The following is a 21,243-nucleotide window of genomic DNA, read 5'->3' as shown; positions in this document are numbered from 1 at the left end:
GGCGGTCAGCCGATCTGCTCTTTGCCCTGCGCGAGCTTGGCGTTGAGCTCCTCGGTCAGTGCCGCGCACGCCTGCTGCACACTCTTCTCCTTGGTGATGGCGAGCTTCAGGTACTTGTCGATGGTGGTGTTCAGCAGTTCGGTGTTGATGTATGGGGAGTCGGGCAGTGCGGCTGCGAACTGGAGCTCATTCTGTGCGGTGGTGTAAGCCGCCTTCTGGTAGGGCAGCTTCTGGGGCAGCTTGGACATCAGGGAGTTGAGCCCCGGAAGGCCCCAGCCGCTCGAGGCACGCTCCTGAGCCGGCGGTCCCGCCATGTAGTACTCCATCAGCTTCCAGGCCGCATCCTTGTTCTTGGCCTTCGCCGGGATCCACCAGCCCTGGCCTGAGTAGGTCGGGTTGGCTCGCTTGTCGCCCATGACCGGGGCAGGTGCCATCTTGACGGTCTTCAGAGCAGCATCGGCGCCAGCAAAGTTGCCGCCGAACCAGTACCCGTCCTGGGTGATGGCCATTCGACCGGCCGCGAATGTGGAGAAGTCGGAGCCATCCGGCAGGGGGCTCAGGGACGTCGGACCGACATTCGCCTGAGCGAAGTCGACATACCACTGGAAGGCTCGACGGGCCTGCTCCGAGTTGAAATCGATCTTCGTCAAGTCTTCGTTGTACAGCTTCCCGCCCTGCTGCATGATCATGGCTGACATCGGCCCGTACAGAGACCATGCCCACTCCAGGCCCAAGCCATGGACCTTGGTCTTGCCTCCCTCGGCGACGGTCAGCTTCTTGGCGATGTTCAGGAGTTCGTCGTAGCTCACGGCCTCCGTCGCGCTGAGATGTGGAACGCCCGCCTTGTCGAAAAGTTCCGTGTTGTACCAAAGGCCGGCGTCCTGACTCCAGTCCTTGACGATCCCGTAGAGCGGCCCCTTGCCGCTCTGCTTGCCGTCCCAACGGAAGCTGTTGTTGACCGGCGCGAGATCGTCCTCCTTGAGGACTGAGCTCTTGCTGAGATACGGCGTGAGGTCCGTGGCGAGACCACGCGCATTGATGTTCGCGCTACCCACCGCGCCACCAACGGCGAGGTCCGGGGGATTTCCGGATGCCAGCATGGTGTTCAGGCGTGTGGCGTCATTCACGATCAACTTGACGGTGATGTTCGGGTTTTGCTTCTGGAACTCAGCGATCTGCTCAGGAGTGAGATCCTGGGCGCCCGCCATGAGCGTGACCGTCGTCTTCCCCGCCGCGCCCGTCCCGCCTGAGCCCGCGCCACCGCCGGTGCCGGTGCAGGCCGTCAGCAGGGCGACCGTGGTGGCGCCCGCCAGTGTCACGGCGACTGCGCGACCGCCGACTGATCGGTACATGTTGACCTCCTTGAAAACATGACGGGCAGACCTAGCGATTCGCCCTTGGGCACAGCGTAGACTCAAATTAGTACGACTGCAACAATTTTGCTGAGCCTCGATGTCCCGGCGTGCGGACGAGCTGGCGTGACCGTCAGGACCCACCCTCATCGCGGCGGCCGGTCGTGTCTTGCCCAGACAAAATCGGCCACGCAGCGGACGGCCTGTGCGGGCGCAAGGCTGGGCAGGCGGGCTTCGTTCAGTCCTGCCGACACGCTTGCGGAAGGCACAGTGGCTCCCCGTCATGCCCTGAGCACAGACGTCCCCGGTCGGCTTGCTTCGCGGCGTCCAGCTTTGGACGGCCCGGATGACCCAGCCGCCTGTCCCAACACTCAGGAGCCTTGGGACACCGGCGTTGCTGCCCTGAGTCCTTGCTGACCCAGGTACGGCGGCCATGACGATCTGACCCCACCGGGCGACAGTCTCGGCGGGATGGCGCTCGTCACGTGAGCCCTTTCCTGGCCACGCAGGCCGGGTGCCAGGCGTTGGCCCGGGAATCCTCAGCCGCGGGAGACGTCAGCCGTGACGCTCGTCCGACCGGGATCCCACCGCCTGCTGGACCGAACCGATCGACACATGCGAAACCGTAGAAGAAGAGTGCTTGGGGCCGCCGACCGCAGGACCCGGAGATCGACTCCTGCCCCTCCCCTCAACGGGGCGGGGAGGGCCGACTGAGATCGTCGAGCGCAATCAGCCCTTCATGCTTGCACCGAGCGGGTCGAGGCGCTGCTGATGATGCCGTCGGAGCGTCGGAACGACGTGGGAGCCGCAGAGTGCGGCGAGCCAGTAGGAGCTGAGTTTTGGGATCCGCTCCAAGGTGTCGTAGTCGACCCTCACGACACCGAATCGAGGACCGTAGCCTTCAGCCCACTCGAAGTTGTCGAGGAGCGACCAGACGAGGTAGCCCACGACGTTTGCGCCCCGTCGCCACGCGCGGTGGGTCGCCGATACGTGGTCGTGCAGGAACCGTGTCCGGTCGATATCAAGCACCAGCCGGCCTTCGCCCCCACGGACCTCCGTGTCGTCAAAGGCCGCGCCATTTTCCATCACCATGAGGGGCAACCCGGGAAACTCCTCCGAGAGGGCGAGGAGAAGATCCTCCAGACCTCGTGGCTCCACGCCCCAATCCATGGCCGTGCGCTCCAGACCCTCACGCCTGACGAATTCGACACGTTCCGAACCGGGGAAGGACGTGCCACCGGGGCTCTCGGACCCGTGGCGGAAGTCTGGATTCACGCGAACGTGCATGACCTCGTAGTAGTTCACTCCGAGAAGATCGATCGGTTGGTGGCAGATCTCGAGATCGCCAGGGAGCACGAAGCTCCAATCGGTGAAAGGCTGCATGTCTTTGATCAAGTCCGCGGGGTACGCCCCGCGAAGGATGGGCCCCGTGAAGGCTCGGTTGGCCGCCGCGTCGAAACGGCGCACCGCCTCCGCATCGCCGGGAGTCTCGCCCTCTATCCGGAAGATGTTGAGCACGACCGAGACCTGGGCCCCTGGATTGGTGACGGTTCGGCGCAAGGCGGCAACGCCGAGCCCATGCGCGAGGTTGAGGTGGTGCACCGCTCTGAGTGCGTCGCCATGGTGCTTGACGCCGGGCGCGAAGGAGCCGCTGCCATAGCCGGAGTACGAGTTGTTCCAAGGCTCGTTGTGTGTCGACCAGATGGCGACGCGGTCACCGAGCGCTGAGCCAACAACCTCGGCGTACTTCTCGAAGGCGTATGCGGTCTCGCGACCCCGCCACCCGCCGTAGCGATCCTCCAGCGCCTGCGGGAGATCCCAATGGTTGAGCGTGACAATGGGCTTGATGCCTCGGGCGATCAACCCGTCGACCAGATCCGAGTAGAAGGACAGGCCTTCGGGATTGACTTCCCCCTCGCCGGCGGGCATCACTCGGGACCATGAGATCGAGAATCGGTAGGCATCCAGGTTGAGCGACGCCATTAGGTCCAGGTCAGCAACCATGCGGTGATAGTGGTCCGCGGCCACGTCTCCGGTCGCGCCGTCGGCAGTCGTCCCGGGTGTGTGGGTGAAGGTGTCCCAGATCGAGGGACCTCGGCCACCGTCCTCGACACCCCCCTCGATCTGGTACGAGGCCGTCGCGGCGCCGATGACAAACCCGGGCGGAAAGACGAGCTCGCCCGGTGAAATCCAGTCTTGATACATGGTCAACCCTTCCAGAACGAGTGCAGGAGCCGAGTGCGGGCAGCGTCGAGCCGGCTGCGGCCGGTCGCGGCGAGCTTGATGACGCGGGCCCTGTTCGATCTCGAGAGGTGCTCGGTGCCGCAGGTTGCTCGCTGCTGCACGCAAACTCTCGCCTCACATGCAGCAGGTGTGCCGCAGGAAGGATCGAGAGGTACGGGCGTGGTGTATCGCGATCGTTGCGTGCTGCTGCGGTCGTGTCGGATGTGGTCGCGTGCCCATGCAAAAATATAGCAGGTGTTCGAGTTTCTATCTGACCATGCGGCTGCGCAGATCGTCCACGCTTTGCCCTTTAGCCCATGTCGGGGCGCGGATGTCGAAGCGGAGGTCGTCCCGCGGCCCCCGCGGCCACGGCGTTCATGCTCCGCCACTTGCGAGGCCCGTCCGGCATGGTCGGGCGTCATCCGCGTGACCACGCTGACGTGGGCTTGAACTGGCCATTCGAGTGAATCGCACTGGCCCGGAGCGACGAGACCTCGCGACCCGGCTCTCGGTCACGTCGAAACGCTCAGCGCCTCGGGAATCGCCCAGGTCAGGAAGGCATGCATGGCACTTTCCATATCGATCGTGGGATCAATCAGCCACTGGAGCTGGACGCCGTCCCATGTTCCGATGAGCAACATGCCCAGCATTCGAGGATCGCGAGCCGTGTCGATTCGGCCCTTCGACTGGTCGAATGCGAAGGCCGCGGTCATTGACTCGACATGGGTTCGGTATCGGTTGACGAACCAGGGGTGTGCGGGATGATCGGGGACGGATGCCTCCGCCGCCAGTATCGCGAGCAGCCGCAGGAGTTCTGGGCGGTCGAGGTTGGACCGCACCCGCGACAGTGTGGCGAGAGCGACCCCCCGCTCGGTGCAGTCGGCGTCGAAGTCGTAGTCGGCGAACCCGGTGCCGACGGTCTGGTCGGCGCGATCGAGGACGGCTTCCAGTAGTGCAAACTTCGTGCCGAAGTGGTGCACGATGCTGGTCAAACTCAGGTCCAACTGACGGGCAATGTCGCGCAAGGACCCGCCCCGGTAGCCGTTCGTTGCAAAGACAGTCGTGGCAGCGTCGAGGATCTCTTTGGAGCGCTGGGCCGACTTGGCGTAAGGGCCCCGAGTGCGGGTCTGCTTCGTCCCAGTCATGTTGAGCACCATAGTCGGGCCACGGGGCCACGGGGCAGCGCCCGGCTCGCGTAAGCGGCCACATGTCCTCGCGCGGCGATGCCGGCGCTGGTCCCGAATCGCGACCGTCGGCACAGCAGTGTCGACGGCGTCAGACACGGATGCCTTGCCGCGCAAGTCACTGCACCGCACTGAGCGTCTGAAACTCGAAGGTTCCGGACGCTCAGCGCGGTGCACCCGTCAAATCGCTGCCCGACCGGGCCAGTGACGTAGATCGAGTTGGTTCCCCTGCTCAACTCGCGTCCCCTTTCCATCGATCGAATGACAGTTCCTCACAAGGGTCTCGCTCGCGACCCTGCGCGCGCCCGATTGAGTGCAGGTTCGACTCACTGCTGCAGCACAGCCTGCCGAGCGGCCGGAGGAGAAGATCCGCGCTTTTGCACGAAGTTCCGGAGAGCGTCACGGACGGCGAAGTATGCGGGCTTGGGGTTGTAATACTCATCGAAGATGAGCGGCTTCGCCCCAGGCAGCCACGTGTAGAGATGCTTGTCCGTGAAGCCCCAGAAGCTGATGTCGGTGATTCCGGCGTTGAGCGCCTCCGAGACCACGGCGCCGTAGATCTGCGCCTGGCTGAGGGGGTCAAAGGTGTGCACGTCCAGCTCGGCGATGGAGACCTCCAGGCCTAGGGCATGGAAGAAGTTCACCATTTCGGTGATAACACCGGGCGGAGGCGCTTGGAGCGTCTCGTGCATCTGCAGCGCGACGCCATCGATCGGAACCCCATCAGCAACAAGCCCCGACACAAGGTCGTACAGTTCTTGCCGCTTCTCCGGGTAGTATTCCACCAGATTCTCGTTGAGGTAGAGCGATGCCTTCGGGTCCGCACTGTGAGCGATCCGAAATGCTTCCGCGACGTAGCCCGGGCCCAGCGCCTTGTAGAAGTCGGTTTGCTGAAGGCCCTGACCACCGAAGGTCGTGAGCGGCTCGCTCACCACGTCCCAGCGGTCCATCTTGCCCTTGTACCGCTTCATAACCTTGTTGAAGTGCTTGACCATCGCGGCGCGAAACGCAACCGGGTCATCGATCTTCGCCACGAGATAGTCGGGGTTGCAACAGGCCGAGATGAGGCCGTGCCCCTTCGCCTCCATGTCGTTCGCTTTGGCAAACGCGACCAGTCGGTCGAGCCCCTCGAAGTCGAACACGCCCTCCTTTGGCTGTACGAACATCCACTTCAGGTCGTTCTCTGGCGACAGGCTGTTGAATTGCTCGGCCAGCACGTTCCGGAACTGTGGGTCAGAGAGGTAGTTCGGCGGCCGACCATCGGTCGTCGTAGTCATGGCCTTGATGGCCCCAGATCCAATGAGGATGCCGGCTTTAGCCGCCTCCTCGCGCAGCGTGCCGATGCCGTCCCCGCCACCCGCCGATGTCAGCGCCTCGGTCGGGCTTTGCGTCGTCGCAGCGCTTGCCCCCTGGAAGGCGATTGCCGACATGGTCAATCCGAGACTGACCGCGACAAGCGCTGCCGCACTTCTTCGAATCCTCACTACTGTTTCCTTCGGTTGATTGACTACGGGAAGGTGATTCCGTGCCCGGGATGGCCGACTCGATTGCGCCACAGCCGTGGTGCCGCTGGTTTGGCGCTGCCACGAAGTTGGAGAAGCGGCGTCATCTCTGACATACCGCGGGCAAGCGCGCGACTCCGCCCGGCGCCATGTCACGTGACCGCTTCGTGGCGTGCCTCGGACGTGCGCCGCACGATGTCCGCAAGAGATGCTCAGTGTCGTGACGGCGCTGATGCCCGTTGCCGGCAATCGGTGCTGCCGCGGCGGGTCTTTCGGAAGCCACTCTGCCGCGCGATGCCGGTAGCGGCTGCGGGGACGGTTCCTCACGCGTCCGGCCCTCGTAGAGATACGCGACCACGGCGCAGCAAGTGCGCCCGGTCTTGGGCCGTCCGGGCCCGCCCCATCGCCCGCTCTCGCATGCTTGTGCGCCAGTGGTACGCACGAGGACACCTCCAAAACAGCGTTGTCTGGCCGGTACCCCAGAGCGTAAGGCGAATTTAGATCAAGTGCAACAGTTTCGCGCACCAGCGTGCGCCACCAAGCGTGTGCGTTACCCCTTCGCCGAATCGCTCCGGCAGTCTGGGGCCTTGGCGCGGACGTGCCCGGCGATCGGTCCTTTCAGAACCGGATGCCGCGCTGGCGCATGAACGTGACCGGGTCGGTGGCCTGCCCATTGATGTTGATCTGGAAGTGCAGGTGTGGGCCGGTGGAGTGCCCGGTGGTTCCGGTATGGCCGATGACCTGTCCGGCCCTGACCGTGTTGCCGACCCGCACACTGAAGGCGCTCTGGTGCATGTACTTGATGACGATGCCGCCGCCGCAGTCGAGGTCGGTCTGCATGCCGCCGCCGTTGGCGTCCGCCGGGTCGACGCGGTCGATGACGCCGTCGCATGCTGCTCGGTCGGGGGTTCCGATCGGGACGGCGAAGTCCTGCCCGCGGTGCATGGACCACGCGCCGGTGACCGGGTCGAGCCGCATTCCGAACGGGCTGACGAGCGCGTAGGGCGCCGGAGCGAGCGGGTGCGCCCAGGACCCCGACACCTGCGCGGGGTTGTTGGCGCCGGTGCAGTCGAGGGTTCCGGTTGCTCCGGAGAGGAGCCACTGGGCCATTGCTCGGGCGTCGGGCTCCCACCGGTTGTAGAGGGTCGGGTAGGCCGAGCGCTGGACCGCTTGGGCGAGCACGCCCAGCGGCAGGCGCTGCCAGCCCTGGATGTCGGTCAGGCCGGGGTTGTGCGTGTGGTCGGCGACGCCGTAGTACGCGTCGCTCGCCTTGACGGGGTCGAGGATCTGCTCGCGGGTGCCCCACCCGGCGGAGGGTCGCTGCTGGAAGAGGCCAGCCGAGTCGCGGTCGCCCCGGGGCAGGTTCCTCAGTGAGGACTCCTGCATGGCGGTCATGAGGGCGACGATGACGCCGTTGGCGCCTGCTTTCGCGGCCTGCCCTCGCTGGGCGATGATCCTGGCGTTGCCCAGCTGCTCGGCCGACCAGCGGGCGGAGGTTCGCGGCGGCGCCGAGGCGGCGGTCGCCGGATCCGGCGTGGGGATCACGACGCAGGATGCCGGGGCCATGCTCTCGCTGCTCGCGCTGGACCCGGCGATGGCGCCCAGCAGCACCGTGAGTCCCAGCAGGCCGGCGAGGCTCGTGAGGACGAGCCCGCCGACCAGGCCCCGGGCCAGCCGGCGAGGGCCTACCGCCCGGAGCAGGCTCGTCCACATCTCGGCTCAGTCCCCGGGGACAGTCACGGCTGCGGGCACGATGTCCGTGGCCAGCCAGCGCCCTTTGATCTGCACGACCTCGACGCGGATGGCTCCGGCGTTGGTGGGGACCTCGAACGAGGCTGCGGTCCCGTCGGGTGCGACGTGGACCATCGTGGCCGGGCCGGCGACCTTGCTGGCTGGGATCCGGGACGGGTCGGTGTAGGCCATCGAACGCTCGAGGTCGGGTGTGAGGTATCCCCGTACGCCGGCGAGCCACTGCTCCGCGGGGAGGGTGGGCCGGGCCCAGGCCGTCACGAGCCCGCTGGCGGCCTCCTGCGCGCCCGCCGGGACCGCTGGTGCGGCGGTGCCCGTGGTTGGCCCGGTCGCAATGGCAGATGGTGAGACCGAGGGCGTAGCCGTGGCGTCGTCCGGGTTCGAGGCCCCAGATGACGGGACCGTCGGGTCGGCCGTTGGCGGCAGGGTCGACGGGCCCGCCGACGTGGCCGCCGGCGCTCGGGTTGAGCTCGAGGACGACTCGGACGTGGTTGCCGGCTCCGTCGAGGGCTCGGTGAGCGCCTGCCACAGCGCGACGGCGAGGACCATGGCGGCCACGACGGTGAACAGTCTTCGCGGCGAGTGCAGAGGCCAGCGTACCCACGGGGCGACGACATCCCAGAGGACGCCGTGGGTCTGTCGACGGTTAGGACGCACCTGCAGGGCTCCGATCCGGGGCGGCGTTCCCAGCCGGGGTGAACACGACGAAGACCGGTCGGCCGGCGCTGTCGTAGGTCAGGTTCGAGTCATCGACCGCATCGATCGCCGGCGGCGCGCCGGCGAGGTCGTCGTCGAGGACCCGTCCCTCCACCGCCCGTGCGGGCGACGGCCCGCGCAGGGTCGGTGCATCGGCGGTGCTGCGCGCCGACGGGCGGGCGGGCAGCCTCGGGCCGGGCTCGTCATCGGTCACGTCAGCGGGGTGACGCCCGACGTACGGCTCGGCGCCGACGTGGGCGACTCCACCCGACCCAGCCCCGATCCGGGTGAAGGTCGGCCGAGCTGCTGACACCGCTCGGGCCGACCGCCCACCGACAACCGCAGGTATGCGGGCCCCCACTGCCACCTCCCGCGGCGCGAAGGTGCCTCGTACGGTGCCTTGCACGGCACCGCGTACGGTGCGTTCGGTGCCTTCTTCCAGGGCTGGCGCTGCGGCGTCGACGTAGACGCTCGCCGTCACCGGGCCGACATCCTCAGGGGCGCGCGCATCCCCGAGGAAGAGTGGCGGTGGAGAGGCCGGCAGCGCGGCCGCATAGTGCACTGGGTGCTGTCGCTCCGGGCCGCTCCGGGGCGCGTCCCTCTCCAGTCCCTCCTCGAGGGCGGACTCCTGACCGCGTTGGGTGCCGGTGCGTGAGCCGAGGTAGCCCGACAGGAACCTGCCACCGGGGAGCCGCACCCTCGGCATGAGCGCGGTCGGCCGCAGCATCTTCCAGACGATGTAGGCCACCAGGAAGACCAGCACGAGCTTGAGCCAGTCAGGCAGGTCCGAGCGGAGGATCCCCACGTTGTAGCGCAGGACCACGAGGGCGGCCAGGAAGAAGATCGGCCCCATGACCAGGGGCTTGACCACCTTCTTGAACAGGGCCAGGGCGACGTCTCGGGTGGAGTCGACGAGGAAGACGACACCGGCGACCGGTGTCAACGGCAGGAGCAGGCGGATGAGCACGTACGCCCCGACGACGATGACTCCGGCTGCCACGAGGAAGAGCGCGACCATGAGCACCGACACGAAGCTGAGCAGCGCCATGCTGATGCGGTCACCCCACCGGTTGCCGGTGAAGTAGTCGTACGCGACCGGGTCGTCCCGCTGGATCGAGTCGGCGAGCTGCCGGAAGGCCTGCGCCTTGGCGTCGACGATCTTCGCGCCGGCGCCGGCCGGGTCATGGGCGTACGTGTCGTACTCGCCCCAGCTGAAGTGGGTTGCCTTGAAGAGACCGGGAGCGTATGTGCGCGCCGTCGCGCCGTCCGCGTCGCCGAACACGCCCTCGGCCCACGACCGGAAGAGGGTCTCACGCGTGAGGGTGTCCCACTGGCGGTCGAGCGTCTCTTTCGCGGCAGCGGCCTTGTCGTCGGTGGACTGGGGCGCGACGGGGCCGACGAAGTCTGCGCTGTCGAACCCGTCCGCGACCGCGACGACGGCAGTCTGGACGCCGTCGTCGAGCAGCTTGACCGACTCGATCGGGTAGCGCACGGCCCACGAGGTGACGACGAGCACCAGCAGCGCCCACACGACCGCGTTGATCGAGCCGGACAGGTAGCCGCGGCGGGCGCGGAGGAGGGTGACGATGGCGACCAGGGTCATCGCGACGCTCAGCCACGGGAACCAGACGCCTGCGGCGGTGGAGGCGGTCACGCCGGCCACCGTGGTGTCCAGGGATCCGATCCAGCTGGATGGGTCGACGACGAGTGAGAACAGGCCCTGCCCCCAGGACGGAAGCAGCCCCGGTAGCTCGAGACCGAGGAGGTTCCCGAGGTTGGCCCCGAGGCTCGGCATGATCCCGTCCTGCGGTGAGCAGCCGTTGTCGTAGTTCCACCACTTGTAGTTCGTGCCGTACACCGACTGGATCGAGACGCCCGGGCTGGTGAACGGGTCCGCGCTGGACACGCTGGAGGGCCGCACGGCGATGTGCCCGTTCGGGTTAGAGGGAAGCGGCGGGTCGCCCTTGCAGTCCGGTCCGACGGCGGGAGCCGAGACCGGAGCCGAGACCGGAGCCGAGACCGGAGCGCGCTGGGGCGCCGCCGAGGCGGATCCCGAGAGCCCGAGCAGCATCGCGAGGGTCACGAGGAGAGCCGGGACGAGGCGCCGCATCACGCGGCTCCTTCCTCGTCCCGGGCCGGGAGCTGGGCGAGCCGGGATGCACGCTTCTCGGGCGAGGCCGTCGTGTTGAGTGCCTCGAAGAGCTCGGGGTGGTGTGCCAGGCTGACCCGGATCTTCTCCATGCCGCCGCGGCCGCCCTCACCGCCGAGCCCGTCGCGGTAGATGAACTCCCGGAAGCCGAGCCGTTCCTCGCTGCGGCGGCCACGGGGCGAGAGGTTGCCCAGGATCTCCTCGTAACCGATCCCTTCGTGCTTGCCCAGCAGCTTCAGGGCATCTCGCTGGGCCTGAATGTCCTGGGTCCGGCCGACGAGGGCCGCGCCGACGAAGTTGTTGACGTTGTTGGCGCCGAGCACGGTCGAGGCGTTCTGCATCGCGACCAGCGCTGCGCAGTTGTTCTTGCGTGAGTCGGAGCTGAGCTTGTAGACGAGGGTGCGACCCGCACCCGAGCCCTCGGTGACCTCCTGCGCCTCGTCGAGCACGAACAGCTTCCGCTCGTGGGGATCGCCCCGGTAGATCAGCTGCAGCGATGACCACGCGGCCAGCGCCATGATGGGCCGGTAGAGCAGCTCCTCCGGGGTGTAGTCCTCCAGGTCGACGGACTGGTCCGGTTTGACCAGGCCCTTGAGGTTGAAGACCGTGAACCGGGCTTCCTCGGCGCGTTCGAGGTGGGTCGGGGTCCTGGTCCGTGCGTGGAAGAAGAGCCGGCCGAGCTCACGTTGGGCTGCCGCGACGAGCTCGTTGGCGACGTCCTGTGACATGGAGTCGCCGCGCTGCAGCTGTTCGACGACCGACATGGCCGAGGAGTACCGGGTGTCGGGCGAGGCGGTGATCGCGGCGCGCAGCTTCGACTGCACGGCCGCATCACGACCCATGGACAGCGGCAGGCACCACCGCAGCGTCTCGTACGCCAGATCCCTGCGCGTCGACCGCGCCGCGTTCTCGGCGAGCTCGAGCTTGGTCGCGAAGTCCTGCTCGTCCTCTGACTCCAGCTCGACGAGCGCGCGGTTGGGGTCGGGCACCACGGCATACGGCGACAGGCTGCCGGGCGCACCACCGAGGAGGTCGACGCTGCGGGAGATGGGCGCCAGCTCGGGCAGTCTGAGCATCTTCTGCAGGCGACCGGCCGGGTCCATCGCCACACCTCGGACGCCGGACAGGACGAACTTGTACGAGCAGGTGCCCAGGAACATCGACTTGCCGGAGCCGGGCGTGCCCACGACGGGGACCAGGCCGCCCTGCTCCATCACCTCGGTGAGGAACCACGGGTCGAAACAGACCGCTCGCGAGGACAGGCCGGCGGTCTCGCCGATGTGGGCGCCGCGGCGGTCGCCGACCTCCGCGGTGATGGCCGGCAGACCGGCTGCCACCTTCAGGATCGGGAACTTGCGGGCATGGGCGTTGCTCGACAGAGGCTCGCCCGGGACGAACTCGCGCGCCAGGTGGTACTGCCCCAGCTCGCGCACGAGCTTGATCTGGGGCTTGTACAGGTTGACCAGCCGCGAAGCGCGCTCCAGGGCCTCCTTCTCCGTGGCGCCGGAAACGGCGACCCGGTACCAGCCACGGGTCCGGGTCGACAGGCCCGTGAACTCCGTCCTCATCTCGTCCTCGACGTCCGCGGCACGGTCGGCCTGGCGGGCCAGCTGCTTGGGCGGACGTTTGCCGTGCTCGTCGCGCCAGTGCGTCATCTGGCCGTCGATCCGGTTAGTCAGGCGGGTCATCTCCCTGGAGATCTCTTCCGGTGCCCGCGGGTCGACCCGGTAGAACCACTCGACGGGGAACCCGAGCCGGTCGGACTTGGCCATCCACGGCTCGTGCTTCTCGGGGATCTGGATCTCCCCCACCCGAGCCACGGTGAGGACCACGACGTGCCTCGTGACCGGCTGGTCGTTGACGGTCGTCGCGATCCGAACCGAGGAGCCGAGGGGCTCGGCCGTCCACGACGCGGTGTTGACGAACTCGGCGAGGTCGTCCTCGTCGAGGGAGTACCGGTCCGTTTCGTCCGGACCCGGCACGGGGACGGGACAGCCGAGGGCGTACGACCGGGCGAGCAGCCACTCCATGTCCTTGGGTGAGGCCGGGCCGGCCTCGATGCCGGGACCGGCCATGATCGAGTCGACAGCCTGCAGCCGCTCCTCCAGGGCCTGCATCTCCCGGTCGACGGCGCCGGAGAGGACCTTGCCCAGCGCCTTGAGCGCGACGCCCCGCTCCCCCAGGTCCACGCCGTAGAAGACGAGCTTGTCGGCCTGCGTGTGCTGCGCCATGTGCAGTTGGTCGCGGCGCATCATCTCGTCGAACCCGGGCTGTGGCTCAGGGGCGTTGGCGTATGCCGCTGCAGCCCAGTGGTGCACCGGGTACGGCCTGGTGGTGACCCGGCAGTAGATCGTGGTGCCGACGAGCTCGGCCAGCTGCACGGCCTGGTCGTAGATGAGACCCTCGCCCTCCTCGATGGACCGGAAGCTCCACGTCTGGGGGTCCGCGAGGTACCAGGCGATCATCCGGTCCGAGCCCTTGCCGGAGAAGGTGACGTGGTTGACCACCGCGCGCAGAGCCCAGTCGTCCTGACGGCCCTGGTGTTGCGCCCGATCGCCAACCGGGGTTCGTCGCTCCTCACGCTTCTTGAAGAGGCTCCACACGGTTCAGTCCTCCGAGTTTCCTGTCGGGCGACGGGCGACGTAACGGCCCAGCACGCCCTTCGGCCGCCGGACCCGACCGAAGGCCGCCCCTGACGCCCCTCGGACCCGCCGATCGGCACGAGGAGCGCGCAGGTCGTTCCAGAACGAGGCCGCGATCGCGCTGATCGGGCGCTCCGGCGTCGCGTGGTCGGCCAGGACCATGGCGACCCAGACGGTCGCGATGAGCAGCAGACCCACACTGAGCAAGCTGAACTCCATGCCCACCCGGCGGGCGATCACGAAGGCGAGCGGTGCGATCCCGAGCCACGCGAAGATCGCCTTGTGCCGCATCGGCGCGATGTAGCGCCCGGGCGGGCCGAGGTAGGTCTGGTCCACCTCGTAGAGCTCGTCGTCATCCGGAAGTCGCATGATGGTCAGCTGCCGCGGATCAGGCCAGCCAACCACGCGCCGATGTCCGAGGCATTCGTGCCGGTCGCGATGCCGAGAACCGCGAGGCCCAGAAAGAGGCCCGCCACGATGGTGATGCCCTTGCCGACGTTGCCACCACGCGCTGCCCACAAGACCGTGATGGCCAGCAGCAGGATCACCAGCGGGATGGCGTTGTTCTGAAGCCAGCCAACGAGCCCCGACGTGCCGTACTCGGCCGTCGGCAGCGCGGCGAGAGTCGTGAGGGTCTGCATGGTGTGACTCCTTGCTTCGGGCGGGGGACTCTCCCCCGATCAGCACATCCAACTGTGACCGTTTCGCGAGAAGCGCGCGAGTCGACCGTTATGTTCGGCCACGGGTCGGACACGCCGCTGCGACAAGTGACTGACGAGGGCAGGAATCATGAGCCCCAATGCCACCACGGGACCCATTGGTAGCGGCTTTCACAGACCGATAATCGGTGGACGAGGGCGAACTTGACCTTCGCGGCCGGGAGTTCCGCGTCGAATGCAGCGGGGCAACTTGAACCCGCGGTCCGGTGCCCGCACGCACACTCTTTCGAGATCTGCTCCTGCGCGTTCGCGGCGGTACTCCGAGCATCGCCCACGCTCCGGTGGGTTGAAAGCGAACCATCCCGAACGAAGGCGATGCTGCCCGAATGAGACTGGAGCTGAGACTAGGGCTACTGCCGCCGTCGGCCTTATGGCGAGGGCGCCCATGTGGACGCTCGCTCTGTTCGAAGACTCTGAACTGTGCTCCACGCCGCGGCTCAGCGGTCGCACGGCACCCGCTGGCGCCGCCCCTCCGAAATAGGTAGACTGGTCTACCTATTAGCAATTGAGGAGATCATGGGGACCAAGCCAGGTTCGGCCAGACAGCGGCTGCTCGCGGCCGCCGCGGAGTGCTTCTACGCGCACGGTGTCAGCGGGACGGGGATCGACACCCTCACGTCGACGGCGGGGGTGGCGAAGATGAGCCTGTACAACAACTTCGCCTCCAAGGACGAGCTCGTGCTCGCCTACCTGCAGGAGCGGCACGAGGAATGGCTCGAGCTCTACAGCGCGCGGTTGGCCGCCACCGACGGCAGCGGAAGGGCAGGCGTCGGCGCCGTCTTTGACGCCTACGTCGACCACGCGAACGCGGCCTACACACACGGTTTCCGTGGGTGCGGCCTGCTCAACGCCGCCGCCGAGCTGCCTGCCGGTGCGCCCGGCCGGGAGCAGGTTCGTCACCACAAGGAGCAGGTGGAGCAGCTCGTCGCCGAGCACCTTGCCCGGATCGAGACCCTCCCCGCGGATCGCGTGGACGAGCTCGCGCTACAGCTGTCGTTCGCGCTTGAGGGGGCGATGGCCCGCGCCGGCCTCGAGGGGCGAGCCGACCTGCTGGTGCGCGCGAGAGACCTCGCCCTGAAACTGGTCGACCAGACGGCCGCGACCTTCCCCGTTTCACCGACGGCCTCAACGACGGCGGAGACGACGTGAGGAGGTTCGCGGGCTCGGGCGCCTTCGCGGTTCTGCTCGCCGCGGTGTTGTGGGGCACGACCGGCACCGCCGCCGCGTTCGCGCCCGGCGTGTCCGGCCTGGGCATCGGCGCGGCCGCCATGGGCATCGGAGGTCTGTTGCAGGCGGCTGTCGCCGCGGGCTCCCTACGCGAGCACCGTGCCGGACTGCGGGCTCACCGCGGGACGCTGACCATGTCGGCCCTCGCGGTCGCCATCTTTCCCTTGGCGTTCTACTCCTCGATGCGTCTGGCTGGCGTCGCGGTCGGCACGGTCGTGACCATCGGGTCCGCGCCACCAGCAGCGGCCCTCATCGAACGTTTGATGGACGGCACTCGGCTGTCCCGGCGCTGGGTCGTCGGCACGGTCATCGGTGTGGCCGGGGTGATCGCACTCGCCCTGGCACACCCGTCAGTGAGTTCCGCCGCGACGGGTACGAGTCTGCCGAACGGCTGGGCCCATGTGGCCGGGATCGGCTTGGGTCTGCTCGGCGGGGGCACCTACGCCCTGTACTCGTGGGGCGCCGCACGCGTGATCCGCAGCGGGGTGCCGAGCCGCGCGACCATGGGCGCGATCTTCGGCGCCGGCGGTCTGCTCCTGATGCCCGTCCTGCTCATCACCGGCGGCCCCATCCTGTCCTCGGGCGTAAACCTGGCGGTCGCGAGCTACCTCGCCGTCGTCCCGATGTTCCTTGGGTACGTGCTGTTCGGGCGAGGTCTGGCCCGCGTCAGTGCGAGCACTGCGACGACCCTGTCCCTGGCGGAGCCGGCCGCGGCAGCCCTCATCGCCGTCATCGTCCTGCACGAACACCTCAATGCCACGGCGTGCGTGGGCCTGCTCCTGCTATTTGTGAGCCTCGTCGTCACCACCATTCCGGGCACGAACCGAACCTCACGAGGGAAGGCGGTCGCAGGCCGACCCGCCCCCTCCGCCGCACCTCGACCCTTTGAACCGGCTTAGGCCCAGGGGACTCCGCATGTACCGCTAACATGTCCAGGTCTGTCGCGGATACGACCGCAGGCAACCGGCCAGTGCGTTCTCCTCGAAGGCTTGAATCTTCTCCTCGGTAAGGGGTTCCATGCAGTCCAACAGGTCTGGGTCGACGCGGGCGCCCCGGGCTCGGAGGCGCACCGTGGAGGTGGCTCGGATCTGGGCACGCTCGCCTGCACCGACTCAGGAGCACGCGCCTCCGCAAGCCTGACCAACGGCGTCGAGGTCGGGGCGACGCTCGTCGCGCCCAGTCGATGGTCTGGAGTGGCGCCACCCTTCATGCCAGCACGAGGACGGTGCCAGCCCTTGCAGTCACGTTGCAGCCGATGTCAGAGAGAGACCGTGGCCGAAGGCGAAGAGCGGGTCGTCGTAGCCGGGCACGTCCTCGCCGTGCCGACGCACCTGCTCCATCGAGCGCGGTAGGTCGAAAGGTAGCCGGCCCTGCGCTGTCTCGGCGCCGGTCAGCGCGTCGACGAGTGCGTCGTCGCTCGTGCCGTAGCTGCCGACGATCGTCGTCGCGACCGGCAGGAGCGGAGCCAGCACCGCGGGTCGGTCGAGCCCGACGTCGAGGACGAGCGGGCAGGCCGCTGCTACGCGGCCGAGTCGGTGTACTAAGCCGGGTGGGAAGTCGAGCGAGCCCTGGTGAAACCACGACTCGAGGAACAGGTCGGACCGAGGGTCGAACGGGGCGGTGACGCGCACGACCGCGACGTCGGCGTCCTCCGGGCGGTCGACGACCTTGCCTAGCCGGGCAGCCGCCTCGGGAGAGACGTTCTCGACATAGACCCGCAGGCCCTTACGCAGGGGCAGCGTCGCGTTCGCGCACGCCACGCTCGAGCCCGCCGGGCGCGCTCCGGCCGGCGCCCCGTTCTGCAGCACGGTGACCGAGCGCGACTGCACGGCACGGCCGAGTTCGCGGAAGTCCTGCCGGCCGACGGTCGTGGCGGCGGCGTCCTCGTCGACGAACGGGTCGTCAAAGAGGCCCAGCCGGAACTTCACGGCGAGGATCCGGCGCGCGGACTCGTCGACGCGGGCCTCGGTGACCCGGCCCTGGGAAAGGAGATCGAGGAGGATCTCGACGCACTCCTCACCGCCGAACTGGTCGGCCCCGGCCTCGAGGATGAGCTCCATCCGCCCGTGCGGGCCGAGGTGCTCCACCCCCCAGGCGCGCGCCGGCAGCACCTGGTCCCCGACGTGGTTGTCGTTGACGAGCTCCCAGTCGGTGACGACGACGCCGTCGTAGCCGAGCCTCTCGCGCAGCTATCATGCAACGCTTCCTGACGCAGGCCCAAACCCCTGAGCCGTCGTGTTGGCCGGCCCGCAGTCAGAGAGATCGTGGGCCGGCCTCTCCCGAAGACGGCATTGCAGCCGCCGGCACGCCCGGGCACGCGGGTGCGGCAATCTTGCATCTTGTGCACGGCTGTCAGGCCTGGCGCGCAAACCAGACGGCGAGGTCCGCGTCGGCGGCACGCAGCTCCGTCAAAGCTTCGACCGCGCGGTCGCCAGCTGACCGTTAAGACGTGAAGGAGCACCGGCTTCCCGTTGTCCCTCTCCAGGCCTTTGGCCCGGGCCAGTTGCTCTGCCGGTACCGGATCGTCGGAGTAGGCATCACAGGCGTGGGTATGCGTCGGTGACAGTCTTCGATCGGTGTTGTCCCTCGAGGAAGGGCTCGACGTCGAGGGTCATTTCGCTAATCAGTTGGGACTCCAGCGACAGGAGTCGCTCGTGCGTCGGGCCCCTCTCGCCAGGCTCTCCGAGCGACGCGACGACACCGCCGATGTTGATGCCGAGCCGCTCGGCGTGGTGGATGCGGGCCAGGAGTGGTCGCCACCGGTCGGCGCGTTTGGCCGCCTCGATCTCCTCGGGCCTGATGCCGCACCGGATAAGCTGCTCGGCGAGTTGGGTCTCTCGGTTGTGGGTGTAAATGGCTGCGCCTTCGGCGTCGAGCCGGGCCGGGCTTGCGGCCGCCTTGGCTTCGTCGTGGCGGGTTTCGGTGGCGGACGTGTCCGCGCCCGTCCGCGCAAGGACCTGCCTGAGAACATCGATGGCTGAAACCTCAGACGGTTCGTCGTGGGCGGTCGCGAGGTCCGGGTCGTACCTCGTGTCGACATAGAGCCGGTTGCTCTCTCGGCCGCGGGTGGCCATCACGTAGAGCGGTTCGCGCACGGTCGTGGCGGTGACGTACGCGTGGGCGGTGTCGACGGTCCGGCCCTGGGCCCGGTGTGCGGTCGTGGCGTAGCCGAGCTCGACGTGCTCCCGCACGTAGCCGGCCGGCAGGAGCGCGACTCCCCCGCCGGCCGGGCGCCGCACCCGCACTGATCCGTCGCCGTTGATGTCGGTCACCGTCCAGGTGTCGCCGTTCTTCACCCAGGCGCCGGAGGTGGCCAGGTCGCGCTGGTTCAGGCGCGTGACGACCACGTCCCCGACGCCGATCGTCGCGCCGCCGGTGATCGCCGCCCCGGCGTCGGTGACCTCTCCCGCGGCGACGCGCTCGGCGCGGGCGCGGGCGTTGAGGTCGGCCACGGTCTGCGCGTCGGCCGCGACCATGATCGACCGCTTCCCAGCCCTCGTGTCGGCCCGCCACGCCTCATAGAGCAGGTCGAGCATCGACTCCCGGTCCCCGCCTTCGACGCGACCCTTCTTCACGTACGTCTGCGCCGCCGTCACGCGCCCGGCACGCAGCCCCAGTGACGCGTCGCGCTCCCACTCGTGCCGGAACCGACGCACATCCGTCAGCTGCGGGGGCTCGTCGCGGTCGGTCGCGACGAGCTTGAACGCCCCCCCAGCGGCCACCGGTGACAACTGGGCCCAGTCCCCCACGAGCAGCACCTTGGCGCCGGCTGCGCGGGCGTGCGCGGTGAGCGTGTCGAGCTCGAACGTGCCGGCCATCGACGCCTCGTCGACGATCACCAGCTGCCCCGCCTTGAGCCGCCACCGGTCCACCTCCGCCGCCACCGCCCTGACCCGCTGGGTCAATGCACGCGCGCGGAGTGAGGGGCTGGCCCGGTCCAGCCGCACCGCCAGGCGGTCCAGCTCCTGCAGGCGGGCGGGCTGCTGGGCGGCCTCGGTCAGCCATTTCGTCGTGTTCTCGGTCGGCACCCCGACCGCCTCCGCCAAGACCTCAGCGGCGGCCGCTGAGGGCGCCAACCCGACCACCGATCCGGGCCCGAACGTGGCCTCCCAGCCGGCCCGGACCCCGGCCATCGCGGTCGACTTCCCGGTCCCGGCCGGCCCGACGAGCACGTCCAGGACCCGCCCGGAGCCGAGCACCTGGCACACCGCTGCGGCCTGATCCGATGACAGCGGATGGTCTCGCCCGGGCAGGTCCCGGGCGATGACCGCGACAGCGACGGCCTCGTGGACGGAGGGCCCATCGGTCGCGCGCCCGGCGGCGAGGAGCCGCTCTTCGGCGTCGACGAGCGCGGCCGTCGTGTACAGCTCGGAGTTGCGGGGACGGAACCGGGAGGACCCGTCCGCCCGGCGCAGACCCTCGGGCACGACCCCGGTCTCCGGGGGCGTGAGCGCCACCGACCGCGCGAGGGCTAGGTCCGTGATCTGATCGGCGACGGCGACCCGTTCGCCCGGTGCGGTGAACCGGACCCCGGCGATCTGCCGCAGCACCTCCGCGAACACGTTCGCCCGGGTGAAGGTCGCTCGCTTGCCGGACACCACCTCGACCGCGACCCCCGCCGCGTCCTCCAGCATCCCCGCAGACAGCTCCGCCGCCCTCAGCAGAGGCAGGTCGTTCCGGCCGGCGAGGGACGCGACCCAGGCCTGCGGGTCGCCCCCGACGAACGGCACAGCACGGCGTCGCCACCCACGGAGGAGCTGCGCCAGCGGCTTCACGTGCTTGTCCGGGCGGGTCTCCAAGGTCGCCTGCTGCCGCAGCTGCAGCACCTCACGGGCCGTCGGGCGCCGCCCATGCCCGGTCACGAACCGCTCCACGAGCACGTCCTTGGCCTGCTCGATCTGATTGGTGCGCTGGGAGAACTCCGCCCGCAACGCCGCGCCGACGCCGGTCACCTCCCACTTCTCCACCGTCGAATGCCGCCGCCCCTCCGGGGTCCAGCCGACCCCGAGGTCGGCGGTGACCAGATCGGCCAGCACACCGTTGTAGAGCTCGGACAACCCCACGGCCGACCGGAACAGCGCCTTGCTGTCGAGGGTGCGCCAGCCACCGTCCGAGGCCGCCTGCACCCGGTTCAGCACCACGACGTGCGTGTGCAGCTGCGGGTCACCCGCGCGCGAGTCCCAGTGCTCGAACGCCGCCGCGACGACACCGCGCACGTCCTCGGACACCACCCCGCCGCGGCCGGTCCGGGTCGCGAACACCTGCTCCTCCGCATACGCGATGACGAACGCCAACGCCGCCTGATGCGCGGCCCGGATCCGCTCCCGGGACGCCTCATCTGCGAGCGCCCAGATCGTGGAAACCGACTTCGGGGCGCTGAACGTGAGGTCGAACCCGGCCACCGTCTTCGGGGCCTTCCGCGCCCGGCCCAGACCGTCGACGGGTGCCGCTCGGCCCGCTCCCGGGGCTCGGCCGAGCGGCTGCGCGGTGACCGGGTCCTGCAGCATCCCGAGCATCCGCCACAGGTGCTCCTCCGTCACGACTGAGCCCGATTCAACTCCTCGCCCCGCATCCAGACCAGCCAGGCCACGGCCCAGGAACCGGCCCGGCGGCGTACCCGCCTCGGCGTAGTAGCCGGTCAGCGGAGAGGTCGTCGGGCCACCGGAGTCGCCCCGGGCCACTGAGGACATCAGGTACCGGTAACCCGACCCAAGGGTCATCCGCCTGATCGACATCGTCACCCCCGAACCACCCCGCCGCCGGGTCACCATCGGCGGCAGCCCACCTTTGGTGCCAGACG

General features: G+C 68.5%; 14 protein-coding genes and 1 pseudogene. 2 read left to right on the top strand and 13 right to left on the bottom strand.

Annotated features, from left to right (window positions below):
* Positions 1-5: 5 nt before the first annotated feature.
* The 11 genes from H9I49_RS16430 to H9I49_RS16380 form a co-directional block, all read right to left on the bottom strand.
* On the bottom strand, positions 6-1,352 hold the full coding sequence (locus H9I49_RS16430; protein WP_188031471.1) for a sugar ABC transporter substrate-binding protein: 1,347 nt from the start codon (positions 1,350-1,352) through the stop codon (positions 6-8).
* A 729-nt stretch (positions 1,353-2,081) separates the two neighbouring features.
* Positions 2,082-3,557, bottom strand: coding sequence for a GH1 family beta-glucosidase (locus tag H9I49_RS16425; protein ID WP_188031470.1), 1,476 nt, complete (start codon positions 3,555-3,557; stop codon positions 2,082-2,084).
* Positions 3,558-3,559: 2 nt separating this feature from the next.
* Positions 3,560-3,697 carry a hypothetical protein gene (locus tag H9I49_RS16420; RefSeq protein WP_188031469.1) on the bottom strand — a complete coding sequence of 46 codons (138 nt, stop codon included), beginning with the start codon at positions 3,695-3,697 and terminating at the stop codon, positions 3,560-3,562.
* Between the two features lie 390 nt (positions 3,698-4,087).
* Positions 4,088-4,720, bottom strand: coding sequence for a TetR/AcrR family transcriptional regulator (locus H9I49_RS16415; protein ID WP_188031468.1), 633 nt, complete (start codon positions 4,718-4,720; stop codon positions 4,088-4,090).
* Between the two features lie 365 nt (positions 4,721-5,085).
* Positions 5,086-6,189 carry an endo-1,4-beta-xylanase gene (locus H9I49_RS16410; protein ID WP_223128810.1) on the bottom strand — a complete coding sequence of 368 codons (1,104 nt, stop codon included), beginning with the start codon at positions 6,187-6,189 and terminating at the stop codon, positions 5,086-5,088.
* Positions 6,190-6,879: 690 nt separating this feature from the next.
* Positions 6,880-7,974, bottom strand: a complete 1,095-nt coding sequence (locus tag H9I49_RS16405) for a M23 family metallopeptidase (protein ID WP_188031467.1) — start codon at positions 7,972-7,974, stop codon at positions 6,880-6,882.
* A gap of 6 nt (positions 7,975-7,980) precedes the next feature.
* Positions 7,981-8,568 carry a hypothetical protein gene (locus H9I49_RS16400; RefSeq protein ID WP_188031466.1) on the bottom strand — a complete coding sequence of 196 codons (588 nt, stop codon included), beginning with the start codon at positions 8,566-8,568 and terminating at the stop codon, positions 7,981-7,983.
* A gap of 88 nt (positions 8,569-8,656) precedes the next feature.
* Complete coding sequence (locus H9I49_RS16395; protein ID WP_188031465.1) at positions 8,657-10,816, bottom strand: hypothetical protein; 2,160 nt, start codon at positions 10,814-10,816, stop codon at positions 8,657-8,659.
* Positions 10,816-13,458 (bottom strand): ATP-binding protein, encoded by a 2,643-nt coding sequence (locus H9I49_RS24535; RefSeq protein ID WP_188031464.1) that lies wholly within the window; start codon positions 13,456-13,458, stop codon positions 10,816-10,818. Before H9I49_RS24535 ends, H9I49_RS16395 begins: the two co-directional genes overlap by 1 nt.
* A 3-nt stretch (positions 13,459-13,461) precedes the next feature.
* On the bottom strand, positions 13,462-13,866 hold the full coding sequence (locus tag H9I49_RS16385; RefSeq protein WP_188031463.1) for a hypothetical protein: 405 nt from the start codon (positions 13,864-13,866) through the stop codon (positions 13,462-13,464).
* 5 nt (positions 13,867-13,871) lie between these two features.
* A complete protein-coding gene (locus tag H9I49_RS16380; protein ID WP_188031462.1) occupies positions 13,872-14,138 on the bottom strand; it encodes a hypothetical protein in 267 nt (88 codons plus the stop codon).
* Between the two features lie 594 nt (positions 14,139-14,732).
* Here H9I49_RS16380 and H9I49_RS16375 point away from each other — a divergent pair.
* Together H9I49_RS16375 and H9I49_RS24530 are read left to right on the top strand one after the other, a co-directional pair.
* Complete coding sequence (locus H9I49_RS16375) at positions 14,733-15,365, top strand: TetR/AcrR family transcriptional regulator (protein WP_188031461.1); 633 nt, start codon at positions 14,733-14,735, stop codon at positions 15,363-15,365.
* Complete coding sequence (locus H9I49_RS24530; RefSeq protein ID WP_188031460.1) at positions 15,362-16,342, top strand: EamA family transporter; 981 nt, start codon at positions 15,362-15,364, stop codon at positions 16,340-16,342. The genes H9I49_RS16375 and H9I49_RS24530 overlap by 4 nt, the downstream gene beginning before the upstream one ends.
* 342 nt (positions 16,343-16,684) lie before the next feature.
* Here the strand turns inward: H9I49_RS24530 and H9I49_RS16365 are convergent.
* Both H9I49_RS16365 and mobF read right to left on the bottom strand, forming a co-directional pair.
* Positions 16,685-17,632, bottom strand: a pseudogene (locus tag H9I49_RS16365) (glycoside hydrolase family 3 C-terminal domain-containing protein); the annotation flags it as partial.
* A gap of 348 nt (positions 17,633-17,980) precedes the next feature.
* Positions 17,981-21,178 carry a MobF family relaxase gene (gene mobF / locus H9I49_RS16360; protein ID WP_304650675.1) on the bottom strand — a complete coding sequence of 1,066 codons (3,198 nt, stop codon included), beginning with the start codon at positions 21,176-21,178 and terminating at the stop codon, positions 17,981-17,983.
* Between the last annotated feature and the right edge of the window lie 65 nt (positions 21,179-21,243).

Origin of the sequence: Terrabacter sp. MAHUQ-38 (assembly GCF_014518425.1) — a bacterium.
In the GTDB taxonomy this organism is placed as follows: domain Bacteria; phylum Actinomycetota; class Actinomycetes; order Actinomycetales; family Dermatophilaceae; genus Terrabacter.
This window is presented reverse-complemented; position numbering and strand designations above follow the sequence as displayed.

Bases quoted from the DNA above. Each gene is read 5' to 3' on its own strand.
- H9I49_RS16430 (WP_188031471.1), bottom strand. From the start codon at position 1,352: ATGTACCGATCAGTCGGCGGTCGCGCAGTCGCCGTGACACTGGCGGGC.
- H9I49_RS16425 (WP_188031470.1), bottom strand. From the start codon at position 3,557: ATGTATCAAGACTGGATTTCACCGGGCGAGCTCGTCTTTCCGCCCGGG.
- H9I49_RS16415 (WP_188031468.1), bottom strand. From the start codon at position 4,720: ATGACTGGGACGAAGCAGACCCGCACTCGGGGCCCTTACGCCAAGTCG.
- H9I49_RS16410 (WP_223128810.1), bottom strand. From the start codon at position 6,189: ATGTCGGCAATCGCCTTCCAGGGGGCAAGCGCTGCGACGACGCAAAGC.
- H9I49_RS16405 (WP_188031467.1), bottom strand. From the start codon at position 7,974: ATGTGGACGAGCCTGCTCCGGGCGGTAGGCCCTCGCCGGCTGGCCCGG.
- H9I49_RS16395 (WP_188031465.1), bottom strand. From the start codon at position 10,816: ATGCGGCGCCTCGTCCCGGCTCTCCTCGTGACCCTCGCGATGCTGCTC.
- H9I49_RS16385 (WP_188031463.1), bottom strand. From the start codon at position 13,866: ATGCGACTTCCGGATGACGACGAGCTCTACGAGGTGGACCAGACCTAC.
- H9I49_RS16380 (WP_188031462.1), bottom strand. From the start codon at position 14,138: ATGCAGACCCTCACGACTCTCGCCGCGCTGCCGACGGCCGAGTACGGC.
- H9I49_RS16375 (WP_188031461.1), top strand. From the start codon at position 14,733: ATGGGGACCAAGCCAGGTTCGGCCAGACAGCGGCTGCTCGCGGCCGCC.
- mobF (WP_304650675.1), bottom strand. From the start codon at position 21,178: ATGTCGATCAGGCGGATGACCCTTGGGTCGGGTTACCGGTACCTGATG.